The organism is Citrobacter sp. RHBSTW-00881 (assembly GCF_013728515.1).
GTDB lineage: Bacteria > Pseudomonadota > Gammaproteobacteria > Enterobacterales > Enterobacteriaceae > Citrobacter > Citrobacter braakii.
In genome coordinates this window covers 4,155,962-4,167,830 of the sequence record NZ_CP056269.1, presented here as the reverse complement: position 1 = coordinate 4,167,830, position 11,869 = coordinate 4,155,962, and the positions used below count along the sequence as shown (strand labels likewise).

The window sequence follows — 11,869 nt, the reverse complement described above, 5'->3', positions numbered from 1 at the left end:
TATGGGGTTTTTAGGTCGTTTTCCTTTACGCAAAATAGTTGAAAAATACCAGGTGACGCATTTGGTTGAAACTGGGTATGGTATTGGTAACTCATGTCGTATGGCATTGTCGGCAGGTTTTCACCATGCGTTGTCCTGTGAGATATATCAGCCATTGTATGAAAAAGCACTACAAGAAAAAAATGAAAATATTACAGTTCGTCCGGATGATAGCTTATCATTTCTGAACTCGGAAGCGGTCAATGATATTTTGAGGAGCCGCCGTAGTCTCATTTTTCTGGATGCTCATTATCCTGGTTCAGATTACTGCAATGAACACTATCGCAGTGACGAATGGGATAAAGATATTCGCTTGCCACTAATTAACGAGTTGCGAATTCTGGAAGGTAAAATTGATAATGCGATCGTTATTATTGATGATTGCAGAATATATTTGAAAGACTTTGCCGTGACAAGTGGTACTTTACCAGAATATGCCGATCATGGGTTTGATCGTGCTAATGAATTTATTGGACTATTAGAGAGTTTTGCCGATACACACTCCTTGCACTGGTATCCTGAAGATACTGGATACGCAGTTTTATGGCCGCATAGTTTAGCTGGTGAAGCGATTAAACCACTCATTTTACCTGGGGATGTTACCAGTAAGTTTCTGATTAACCGGGGCGTTGTGGGGACGACCAGTATGTCTGTAAATCGTCGACTTATGGATGCACGGTTTACTTCTCGTTGGTTTGTTGGCGCTGGTTTGGATATAGGTGGAGGACCGGACAGTATTGGGATTTACCACTCGCTTTTCCCTCTAATGAGAACGGTGACGGTCTATGACTTACCGCAAGGTGATGCCCAATACTTAGATAATGTTAGTGATGATAGTTTTGATTTTGTGTATTCTGCACACTGTCTGGAACATGTGGTTGACCCGTTCATTGCTATCAATAACTGGATGCGAGTGCTTAAACCAAATGGTCATCTCATTATTACTGTTCCTGACGAAGATATGTATGAACAAAAAGTATGGCCATCGACTTTTAATACCGATCACAAGCATACTTTCAGTATCTTCAAGAAAAGTAGTTGGTCACCGGTATCGATAAATGTATTGGAATTGATTCAGACGATAACCGCAAATCATGACGTTCAGAAAATTGAATTACTAAATCATAGCTATTTGTCTGGTCTCCCTCGGTTTGATCAAACTCGCACACCATTTGCGGAAAGTGGTATCGAGATTGTTATAAAAAAACGACCACAATAAAATTAAAACCACCGGTTTAACGGTGGTTTTATCGCCAATTCATATCAGAAATTTAGCTAAAAAGTTTTCTCTGTAGACTATGTAATAGCGTATTACTGTGGGCATTCTCTGTTTCCGTAAGCAAAGCGGCGACCTCCTGAGCCGCCCGTTTCCCCGCCTGACCATCCCTAAACGCATCGCAATAATGGTGGCGAATCTCCTCCAGTGGCGCTTCCAGCGCAGCCCAGTCAAATGCGGATGACAGTGCGTGGCGCAACGTCTGTATATCCTGTGCCACCGGGAGAACATCGCGAATACGCTGATCAGCGCTGTCAGGAGTAGAGAAACTTTGTTGACCATCGAGCAGCAAGGGCATCTCTGACCAGCTCAGTAAAATGACGCGTTTATTCATATGAATGGCGTCAAAAATAAAGCCGCTGCTGTCTGTCAGGACGTAATCCGCCTGCGCGATAAGCGCCAGCAGATGCTGTGGATCGTCAATTCGGTTTTTTAAATAGCGCAGCGCCAGTGCCAGAGAGGCGGCTTCTTCCGGTCTGTGCAGGGTGCCATGATGTAGTTTGGTGACGACATTGTATTCATGACTTAACCGGCTGAGCTGTTCCGCCCAGTGAGGGAGAGAGCTTAGCGCGCCATAGGTTGGCGCATACAGGATGGTCTGCTTTTTCGCATTCAGCTTCAGGCTTTTTGGCAGCGCAGTATCGTAAGTGTGATTATGCCACTCATCGAAACGGGGATTGCCCACCACTTTGGCGCTGCCACCGATATCAAGCGCGTGCTGGCTATAGTGGCTGTAACACAGGATGCGGTGATAAAAGGCGTTCCACCAGGCATGATTCCACTCTTCTTTCGCCAGGCCATACAGGGTGCGTACATGGGTATCCGCCAGCCCGTTCAGCAGTGGCGTGTAGTAAGGGCTGACCAGGCACCGGAAGCGCTGACGGTTCTCAATGACCGCTGAAAGACGCGTACCGCCGAGCGCAGGGTCGTTGATGGCTTTAATCGTCGCGGTCATCTCATCCAGAAACGATTTAGGTATTTTGTCACTGACCAGCAGCGAGCAGGTATGGCCCATCGCCTGAAGCGCGGTAATGATAGGGCGGTAGACCGCGTAGTGCAGCGAGGTTTCCATATAGAAGCCAATGGCATCTATCTGCGTGGATGCCGTAGGAAGCGGGTTGCTTACCTGCGTGTTGACGGTGGCGGGTTTCTTATTGATTTTGTTGAAGTAGTAACCGATGTTATCGGTTTCTTTTTTCTCAATATCGCTGTATCCCGCGCGCTGATAGCAGATGCTCGGATAACAGGAGAGCCATTTCCCTTCACGCAGCAGCGGCTGCCATTGTCCTTCGAGCGTATCTGAGAGGTCATGCTCCATATGCTGAGCCAATGCCGGGTAATAGCTGCTGTTGACCAGATAGGCGCAAACCTTATTGCAGTCGCGGGCATGGATCATGCCATTGAGGCTTTTGAGTTCGCGTCCTTGTTTAATTTCTCCGCCGAGGATAACCACTTCCCACGGAAAACCAGGCAGCGCGTTCAGAAGCGAGTTGAGTACCCGGATATGCTTTTCCTGCTTCAGGATCACGCTATCGTCTTCAAGTAGCAGGTAGTTTTTCCAGCCGTTACGCTGTGCCAGTTGCAGCGCCTGCAGATGGGACTGGCGGCGACCAGCCTGGCCGTTAGTGGCAACGGACGCCGCAAGGCGGGTGATCTTTTGCGCCGGGAAATTGAGAAACGCCAGCTCTTGCTGGATGTGTGCTAAACGATCCGGGCGTGAGTCCAGATTCACGATCACCACCTGATCGATGTAATCCCACTGGATCGGTTGATGATGGGTGGCGTTATGCAGACTTTGATACCAGTTTTTCAGCATCGGGTCTGTAATCGAGTGTGCCAGCGAGGTTTCCAGCGGCTCGCTGCTGCCCAGCACAAAGTCTTTATCGAACGTATTTTGACTGTGCGAGATACAAATAATGGTGCGCTCGCCCGGCAATTGCAGCGGGTTCGCGGTGAATTGATTAGTGAATCCTTCCTCTTCGCCTAAGTTACATTCATCATCGTAACGGTGCTTTTTTAAATAGTTGCGGTGGTAGCAAAAGGTGCCGTTGAGAATGTTCTGCGGGCCAAAGCTGCGGCTTTTGAACACGCGGTTGATATGGCTATACCAGATGGGGATCTGATCGGAACCTGAAATCAACGCCCGGTGGCGCTGCATCATGTCGATAGTGTAGGAGATCTTATCCGCCGGATAATAATCATCGTCATCCATACAGAGAATATATTCGCCTAACGCCAGCGCATTGAGCATGTTGCGCTTTTTTCCCAGCGTCAGTTTTTCCGCATGGTAGATATAACGAATATTGAATTTCTCCGGGTGATTCTGCGTCAGCCTGTCAATGATTGACTGATGGCTTTGTGGGGAATCATCCAGGATCACCAGCTCCCGGCGGTCGGCAGGGTAGTCCTGATAGCGGAACATATACAGCAAATAGGGTAAGAAAGCGCCGCGGTTCCACGTGGGAGTAATGACGCTGACAAACGGTTTTTCGCGACCAGTGTCGAGCGTTTTAACGATGCCGGTCAGGGCGGAACGTACTTTGGAGGATTCAGACATGGTGATGTGTATTCGCGATTCGAAAAAGGACCGGGTATGCACCCGGCCAACAGGCGCTAACGTGTGATCAGGGAAAACGCCGAGAGCAGAGGATCTCCCGGCAGCATATCCAGAATATGCTGCCGCAACGAGCGGGCATTCTCGCTGTTGCGCCACGCTTCAAACAGCGCGAAAAGGGCGTAGATTTCGTCATGGCTCAGCGTGGAATCATCCATTGTCCACAGGCAAAATAGGGTGCGAAGCATAAAGACGTCAGCTACCAGCCAGAAGAAGCGCAACAGCGCGCTTTCACTCTCGTGCTGCGGGAAGGTATCGTGATACAGGCGATAAATCAGATAGTTACTGAATATCCATGCGTCATGGGCAAAGTAGCGCTCATAGGTATTTAACCACTGATCCTGCAACTGCTGCTGAAGCATAGCCTCACTGTTTGCATCCTGGAGCATCAGCAGACTTACCTGCAGAGGTAAGGTCAGCTTGCGCGTGCTTTCCGGCAACAGATCCCAATTGAACTCACAACTGCCCATTTGGGTGATCAGCTCCCGCTGCAGTTGGGGCAGGCTGGGCAGTTGCACGAACTGCTCCTGCAGTTTTCCGCTTTGCGCGTGGGCGGCCAGAACCTGCGGCAGCGAGGCCAGTTTTTCAAGCATAGGATCGCTGTCGCCAGGGCATTTCTCGGAAAAAGAGAGCATGATGCCCAGCGCATACAAGCGCAGTTCCGGTGACAAACCGGGGAGCGTGATGGTATGCAGAGCAGATTGATTAAGTACCTGATCGCGTGGAGATAACGCCGGGCTGTCCGCATCGGCTGCACATTGCGAGGTATGCAGCACAAAGGCGTTGGGATCGCCTAACGCAGCCTGACAGCTGGCCGGATCGGTTAATACCAGACTCTGACGTACTTCCGTTTTCCAGCGCATTTCGGCCAGCAAAGCGGAATCCGGATGGTGGGATAAAAACAACCGGACAAAGTCAGGTTCATAACAATCAATCATACTCATAATGTGTTCTCAGCAATCCCTAAATTCATAATCTGGCTACATCTGCAATATCCATGCCTGAATTTTTATTGTCTTTATATCAATTAGTTAGGGCATGCGCGGAAAGTCGTTTTCCGCGTCAGGGAAGGAAGGTTTAGCGCTGGTAAATAAAATCCGGCTCGGTGCCTAAAAAAGTCTGAATAAATTCATACTGGCGGATCAGCAACTCGCCGTTTTTTTCGTTGTACGTCTTGCAGCGTTTCGCTTTTTGCTCAAGGCTCTGCCACCAACCCTCTGCGGCACTTTTCTGTAAGCCCGGCAACCAGCTAAACACCTGTTCCATCCCTGCACGATCGACGCTTACGCCCAACAGTTGCAGGGTTGAGCGGCGCTGCTGGCTGCTGTTTTGCAACTGCTCATAATGCTGTTGAATCGTCTCATTGACCGCCAACAGCTCTTCACTGGCGCGACGGATCATGCACAGACGTTGTTGTTCCAACTGCTGTCTGAGCGCGTCATATCGCGTCCCGTCCTCCCGGATACCCTGAAGCAGCGTTTTCACCTGCTGTAGCCTGGTACTCACAATTTTGGCCTCTTATTTCTGGAAAAAGCTGAGCATGTCACCAGCCAGTTGCTGGGTATCAACCTGCATGTCGCCTGCGGCCAGCATGGCCTGCATTTGCGCCACTTTGTCGTAATCAACGTCGCTTTGCGGATCGCTGTTCAGCGTTTGCTGCGCCGTTTGCAATCCCGCCTGAGTAATATCGTCAGCGGAAAGCGTCGCGGCGCTGGAGGTAGTGGTCTGCGTGCTGCTCTTGTCTGAACGCGTCTGCCCGGTTGTAGATGCAGGGCGATCGCCTGGCAGAGTCGGGGTAATTTTCATAGCAACCTCGTACATATTTCGTTGGGTTGGTTATCTGTTATTGGCTAAAAGCGACGGTAAGAGAGGAAAACTTTAATCCCATCACAAAAAATCCCTTCACTGCTCAGCCGTCAGTGTGGTGACCACGCCGATATCGTCCACCATCCCGCTAATGATCCGCTGGCTGCTGCTGTTGCGAATTTTTATCACATCCCCTTTGCGCCCGTTCTTCAACGCCACGCCCGGCATCGAGGCGGTAATTCCGGCCGTATGGGAGACGATCATCACCGGTTGGTCGCGTTTGACCAGCACCGGTTGAACCAGTTCGCTCCGGGTAATCGGTTTGCCCGGTTGCAGGGCGCGCTTACTGGTGAGACCAATCACCTCATCCATATTTGTCATTAATCCTTCCCGCTGGTTGCTGATATTGAATTTTTTAAGCTGCAGGTCGTTGGCCGTAATTACCGTATCTCGGGCAATCAACGACTTTGGCATCACTACCGGCACCGACACGTCGGGGCGTACCGCAACGTTAAATTGCCAGCCCGCGCTGCCCGGACAACTGACCACAAAGTTCATTCGCGTCAGGGCCATTCCTGGGGATGTGCTGGAGGTGATCTGGGGCGCTGTTGCGCATAGCGCGCTGGTGCTCACCGTTGAGGGAATATAGACGTTGAACGTGTAGCGATAGTCCTGCCACTGCTGTTTTTTCGCCAGCGCGTCAATTTCATGACCGGCGGCAGTTATGACCCGCGCGTTGATCTGTTCCCGGGCGCTGTGCTGAATGGGATGGACGGCGGCATGTGCGGGTAAGACACAGCATAACGCCAGCATTATTTCCGCGGCAAAGGGGAAAGAAGGCTTCCTTATGTCGAAGGGGAATTTCATAAAGTCATTTCTCATCAATCACTTAAAAGTTGGCATACATATTGCTAATAACAGCGATATCTACGCAGGAGTGATGCAAGAAATGGGAATCAGTTTTCAGCAGGCATTGGGTGTACATCCGCAGGCAGTGAAGTTACGTCTTGAGAGGACCGAGCTACTGACTGCGAATCTGGCAAACGTCGATACACCAAATTTCAAAGCTAAAGATATTGATTTTGCCGCTGAGATGCAACGGGCAAGTCGCACAAATGTGCTGCCCGAGGCTGACGTGAAATACCGTGTGCCGATGCAGCCCTCAGAGGATGGCAATACCGTAGAGCTGAATACCGAGCAGGCCCGGTTTTCACAAAATAGTATGGATTATCAAAGCAGTCTGACCTTTTTGAACCTGCAACTTAGCGGTATCAAAGAGGCCATCGAAGGGAAATAACCATGTCGTTTACTGATATTTACCAGATTTCCGGCTCGGCGATGACGGCGCAAACCATCCGTCTGAATACCGTCGCCAGCAACATGGCGAATGCGGAATCTCCCGCCAGCAGCGAGGCGCAGGCCTATAAGGCGCGCAGCCCGGTTTTTGCCGCGGTTTACCACAATAGCCTGATGGGTGGGCATAACCGCCATGCCATTGATGGTGCCAGCGTACAGGTTCAGGACGTCATGCAAAGCGGCGGGGCGGTGAAGCGTTATGAGCCACACCATCCGATGGCGGACCAGAACGGTTTCGTCTGGTATCCGGATGTCAATGTGGTCGAGCAAATGGCCGACATGATGTCCGCCTCACGTGATTTTGAAACCGACGTTGATGTGCTGAATAACGTCAAAAGTATGCAGCAAAGCTTACTCAAACTGGGAGAAGTGTAATGAATACCCTGACTCTGTATGCCCAATCTCAGGCGCAGGCTCCTTCTTCGGAGAATACGGCGGTGGCTGAAAATAACGTCGGCGCTACGGCGCAAAGCAGCAATCTGGGAGACAGCAGTTCTTCCTCAACGTCGTCAACAACGAATACCAGCGGGACAAGCGGTACTCCAACCACGACAACGTCCACCGAAACGTCCGCGGTTGATACGTTTTTGACGCTGTTCGTGGCTGAAATTGAAAACCAGGACCCGACCGATCCAACCGATCCTACGGCCTATATCGATCAGCTCGCCTCCATGGCGCAGGTTGCCATGATGGAAGAGATGAGCGTTGAGGCAAACACTAACGCCGTACTGATGAGCAATATTCAGGTGATGGCGCTGGGGAATATGGTCGGCGACGACATCATGGTGCAAACCACCTCGCTGGATATCGAAGACAACAGTCAAGAGATCCAGGGACGCGTGACGCTGGATGACAGTTGTACCGATGTGGATCTGCACTTTACCGATGAAGCCGGTGATGACTACACCGTGTCGCTGATCCCGCAAGGTGAAACCTCCGTCGGGCCCGGCCAGGTTGATTTCGACATCAATCCTGCGGATTACGGCATCCCGCCGGGCGATTACAGCGTATCCGTGGTGACCAATACCGGAGAAGAGGAAGTGCCGATTGAGGTGACCGGAATGGTGGAAGATGTGCGTATTCCGCTCGATGGCAGCACGCCAGTGCTCAACGTTGACGGCGTTGGCGAAGTGCCTTTCACCATGATCACCCAGTTTGGCGTTCCGGACAGCACTGATGACTTCACGCCGCCGGATACTGACGACGGCGGCGATAACGCCGACAGCAACACCGTGATCTGATCTCGTTTACATTACAGGAAGAAACAATGAGTTATGAAATTGCAGCGACGGGACTGAACGCCGTCAACGAACAGCTTGATGGCATCAGTAACAACATCGCAAACTCCGGTACGGTTGGGTATAAATCGATGACCACCCAGTTTTCCGCCATGTATGCCGGAACGCAGGCGATGGGCGTGAGCGTGGCGGGTTCGGCACAAAGCATCTCCACCGGCGGCTCTATGGTTTCAACCGGTAATGCGCTGGATCTGGCGATCAACGACGATGGTTTTTTTGTGATGTGCGACAGCGCCGGGAACATCTCCTATACCCGCGCGGGTTCCTTCGTGACGGACAAAAACGGCTATATCGTCAATGCGTCCGGCGATTACCTGCAGGGCTATCCGGTTGATGACAGCGGCACGCTGCAAACCGGTACCGTTACCGATATCCAGATTAAAACCGGCAACATCCCGGCGCAGGCCACGGACAGCATGACCTTCACGGCAAACTTTGACGCCAGTGATGAAACAATCGATCGCGCAACCGTGCCGTTTGATGCCAACAACAGCGATACCTACACCGACAGCTACACCACCACCGTGTATGACTCGCTGGGTAATGAGCACTCGGTTAGCCAGTACTTTACTAAAACGGCGGATAACACCTGGGAAGTGCAATACACCTTTGATGGTGAAGCGCAGAGCGGTGTACCGCCGACTACGCTGACCTTCGACCCAAATACCGGCAAGCTGACGGCTCCAACCACGCCGCAAACCATCACCTTCACCACCGATGAAGCCGCACCGATTTCAATGACGATTGACTACTCCGATTGTACTCAGTACGGCTCTGATTTCTCGGTCACCACCAATTCCGCGACCGGATACGCATCGGCAACGCAAAACGGCGTGCAGGTCGATGACGACGGTAAAGTGTACGCCACCTACAGCAACGGTGAGCGCATGCTGCAGGGCCAGGTTGTACTCGCCACCTTCCCGGATGAGAACGGACTGGAAGCAGTGAGCGGTACTGCCTGGGTACAGACGGGCGAATCCGGTACGCCGCTGATAGGCACACCTGGCTCCGGCTCCTGCGGCACGCTCTCCTCCGGCATGCTCGAAAGCTCTAATGTGGATATCACCAACGAACTGGTCAATCTCATGACCGCCCAGCGTAACTACCAGGCGAACACCAAGGTGATTTCCACCAGTACGCAGCTGGATCAGGCTCTCTTCCAGGCGATGTAAGGCTAAGAAATGGATCGGTTGATTTATACCGCGCTGAGCGGCGCCACCCAGACGTTGCAAGAGCAGCAAATTAGCGCCAACAACCTCGCCAACGTCAACACCAATGGTTTTCGCGCGGATATGGCGATGGCGAGTAATGACAAAGTGAAGGGCGGTGGTTTTGATACGCGTTTTATGGCGAAGGAAAGCCCCAGCGGCGTCAATGACAGCACCGGCGTGGCGGAAAAAACCGAGCGCCCGCTGGACGTCGCCATTCAGGGGACGGGCTATATCGCCGTGCAGGACAAAGCCGGAAACGAGGTCTATACCCGCAACGGCAATATTCAGCAGGACGATCAAGGGCAACTGACCATCGACGGTAACGTGGTGCTCGGAGATAACGGCCCGATTATTTTGCCGCCAAACGCGATTGCCTCTTTCGGCAGCGACGGCACGCTCTCGGTTACGCCTGACGACGGTGATGTTACCGCCACGATGGATATCGATCGGCTGAAGCTGGTGGATATCCCGGTCGCTAATCTGGCGAAAAACAGCGAGGGAATGCTGGTGACGGCGGATGGCGTACCGGCCCAGCGCGATGAAAACATCAAAGTAAGCGGCGGCTTTCTGGAAGGCAGTAACGTGTCTGCGGTGAGCGAAATGATGTCGTCCATTGCGATGAACCGCCAGTTTGAAGCGCAAATCAAGATGATGAAAACCGCTGAAGATCTCAGCGACTCCGGCAACAGGCTGCTACGCGGCTCCTGAGTCGTAGCCTTTAATCAGGGATAAAGTTTTATGAACGCAGCGTTATGGATCAGTAAAACCGGCCTGTCGGCGCAGGATGCTGAGATGAGTGCGATTGCCAACAACATCGCCAACGTCAACACCACGGGCTTTAAGCGTGACCGCGTGATGTTCCAGGATCTGTTTTATCAGACTCAGGAAGCGCCGGGCGCCATGCTCGATCAAAACAACATCATGCCGACCGGAATGCAGTTCGGTAGCGGTGTGCGCATCGTTGGAACCCAAAAAACCTTCACCGAAGGGAATGTGGAAACCACCGACAATGCGATGAACGTGGCCATCATGGGGCAGGGGTTCTGGCAGGTGCAAAAGGCCAACGGGGATATTGCGTATACCCGTGACGGCAATATGCAGATTAACGCCGACGGCGTGCTAACCAACGCCCAGGGGTTGCCGCTGCAACCGGAAATTGATGTTCCCGCAGGCGCGACCAACGTGGCATTTGGCGAAGATGGCACCGTGACGGCGATCCTGCCTGGCGACAGCGATCCGACCGAACTGGGGCAACTGACGCTGGTGAATTTCGCCAACCCGGCGGGGCTTTCAGCCGAAGGCGACAACCTGTATCTGGAAACGGCAGCCAGCGGTCAACCGACGGAAGGTATTCCGGGGGAAGATGGTCTGGGCACCTTGCAGGACAGCGCGCTGGAAGGCTCGAATGTGGATATTGTCAACGAAATGGTGGCGATGATTAACGTGCAGCGCGCCTATGAGATGAACGCCAAAATGGTCTCTGCGGCAGACGATATGCTGCAGTTTATTAGTCAGACGCTGTAATTCAAGAATGTGAAATGCCGGATAGCGGTTTCGCCTTATCCGGCAAATTTAAAGTAAACAGGCAGAACGTGAAAAATTATCTCTGGCTGGTGGTACTGCTGCCCCTGTTAAGCGGGTGCGAATCGCAGGCCCTCCTGGTCAAAAAAAATGACGAATTCTTTGCTCCTCCCAAAACCGAGTTGCCGCCAACGGCGGATGGTCGCGCGGGAGGAGTGTTCGAAACGGGTTACAAGTGGTCGCTGACGGCAGACCGCCGCGCCTATCGGGTGGGCGACATCCTGACCGTGATGCTGGAAGAATCCACCCAGTCGAGCAAACAGGCGAAAACCAATTTCGGCAAGAACAATACCGTTGATATCGGCGCACCGACTCTTTTTGGGCATACCAAAGATAATCTTTCCGCTTCCGTGGACGCCAATCGCGACTTCAACGGGACGGCGACCTCGCAGCAGCAAAACAGTTTGCGTGGCGAAATTACGGTGTCGGTGCACTCGGTACAGTCGAACGGCATTCTGGAAATTCGCGGTGAAAAATGGCTCACCCTCAACCAGGGGGATGAGTACATTCGCCTGAGTGGTTTGGTGCGCGCCGATGATATTCAAAACGACAACTCCGTCTCATCGCAGCGCATTGCCGATGCGCGTATCTCCTATGCGGGCCGTGGCGCATTGAGCGATGCCAATGCGGCGGGCTGGCTGACGCGTCTGTTTAACCATCCTCTCTTCCCGATCTAATGCAGGATTTT

13 protein-coding genes are annotated in these 11,869 nt (G+C 52.3%); 8 read left to right on the top strand and 5 right to left on the bottom strand.

Annotation, left to right across the window (positions count from 1 at the left end):
* Position 1: 1 nt before the first annotated feature.
* Positions 2 to 1,258 carry a methyltransferase domain-containing protein gene (locus HV311_RS20185; protein ID WP_191220403.1) on the top strand — a complete coding sequence of 419 codons (1,257 nt, stop codon included), beginning with the start codon at positions 2 to 4 and terminating at the stop codon, positions 1,256 to 1,258.
* A 52-nt stretch (positions 1,259 to 1,310) separates the two neighbouring features.
* Here HV311_RS20185 and HV311_RS20180 read toward each other — a convergent pair whose 3' ends face one another.
* From HV311_RS20180 to flgA, 5 genes are all read right to left on the bottom strand, one after another.
* Entirely contained in the window at positions 1,311 to 3,872 is a 2,562-nt protein-coding gene (locus HV311_RS20180; RefSeq protein WP_191220402.1) for a glycosyltransferase, read from the bottom strand.
* Positions 3,873 to 3,928: 56 nt separating this feature from the next.
* A complete protein-coding gene (locus HV311_RS20175) occupies positions 3,929 to 4,873 on the bottom strand; it encodes a lysine-N-methylase (protein ID WP_191220401.1) in 945 nt (314 codons plus the stop codon).
* Between the two features lie 133 nt (positions 4,874 to 5,006).
* Positions 5,007 to 5,435: a flagellar protein FlgN gene (flgN, locus tag HV311_RS20170; RefSeq protein WP_047498461.1), complete on the bottom strand. Its 429-nt coding sequence runs from the start codon at positions 5,433 to 5,435 to the stop codon at positions 5,007 to 5,009.
* Between the two features lie 12 nt (positions 5,436 to 5,447).
* Positions 5,448 to 5,735, bottom strand: a complete 288-nt coding sequence (gene flgM / locus HV311_RS20165) for a flagellar biosynthesis anti-sigma factor FlgM (RefSeq protein ID WP_016151838.1) — start codon at positions 5,733 to 5,735, stop codon at positions 5,448 to 5,450.
* Positions 5,736 to 5,831: 96 nt separating this feature from the next.
* Complete coding sequence (gene flgA / locus HV311_RS20160) at positions 5,832 to 6,602, bottom strand: flagellar basal body P-ring formation chaperone FlgA (RefSeq protein WP_191220400.1); 771 nt, start codon at positions 6,600 to 6,602, stop codon at positions 5,832 to 5,834.
* An 82-nt stretch (positions 6,603 to 6,684) separates the two neighbouring features.
* Between flgA and flgB the strand changes: the two genes are divergently transcribed.
* The 7 genes from flgB to flgH all read left to right on the top strand — a co-directional run bounded on the left by flgB (position 6,685) and on the right by flgH (position 11,858).
* Positions 6,685 to 7,032 carry a flagellar basal body rod protein FlgB gene (gene flgB / locus HV311_RS20155; RefSeq protein ID WP_016151840.1) on the top strand — a complete coding sequence of 116 codons (348 nt, stop codon included), beginning with the start codon at positions 6,685 to 6,687 and terminating at the stop codon, positions 7,030 to 7,032.
* A gap of 2 nt (positions 7,033 to 7,034) precedes the next feature.
* Positions 7,035 to 7,466 (top strand): flagellar basal body rod protein FlgC, encoded by a 432-nt coding sequence (gene flgC, locus HV311_RS20150; protein ID WP_016151841.1) that lies wholly within the window; start codon positions 7,035 to 7,037, stop codon positions 7,464 to 7,466.
* Positions 7,466 to 8,332, top strand: coding sequence for a flagellar hook capping FlgD N-terminal domain-containing protein (locus HV311_RS20145; protein ID WP_191220399.1), 867 nt, complete (start codon positions 7,466 to 7,468; stop codon positions 8,330 to 8,332). Before flgC ends, HV311_RS20145 begins: the two co-directional genes overlap by 1 nt.
* Positions 8,333 to 8,358: 26 nt before the next feature.
* Positions 8,359 to 9,561, top strand: a complete 1,203-nt coding sequence (gene flgE / locus HV311_RS20140; RefSeq protein WP_019076087.1) for a flagellar hook protein FlgE — start codon at positions 8,359 to 8,361, stop codon at positions 9,559 to 9,561.
* Positions 9,562 to 9,570: 9 nt separating this feature from the next.
* Positions 9,571 to 10,308 carry a flagellar basal body rod protein FlgF gene (locus HV311_RS20135; RefSeq protein WP_016151844.1) on the top strand — a complete coding sequence of 246 codons (738 nt, stop codon included), beginning with the start codon at positions 9,571 to 9,573 and terminating at the stop codon, positions 10,306 to 10,308.
* A 30-nt stretch (positions 10,309 to 10,338) separates the two neighbouring features.
* Complete coding sequence (gene flgG / locus HV311_RS20130; protein WP_019076088.1) at positions 10,339 to 11,124, top strand: flagellar basal-body rod protein FlgG; 786 nt, start codon at positions 10,339 to 10,341, stop codon at positions 11,122 to 11,124.
* Positions 11,125 to 11,192: 68 nt separating this feature from the next.
* On the top strand, positions 11,193 to 11,858 hold the full coding sequence (gene flgH, locus HV311_RS20125; protein ID WP_029139421.1) for a flagellar basal body L-ring protein FlgH: 666 nt from the start codon (positions 11,193 to 11,195) through the stop codon (positions 11,856 to 11,858).
* Positions 11,859 to 11,869: the final 11 nt, after the last annotated feature.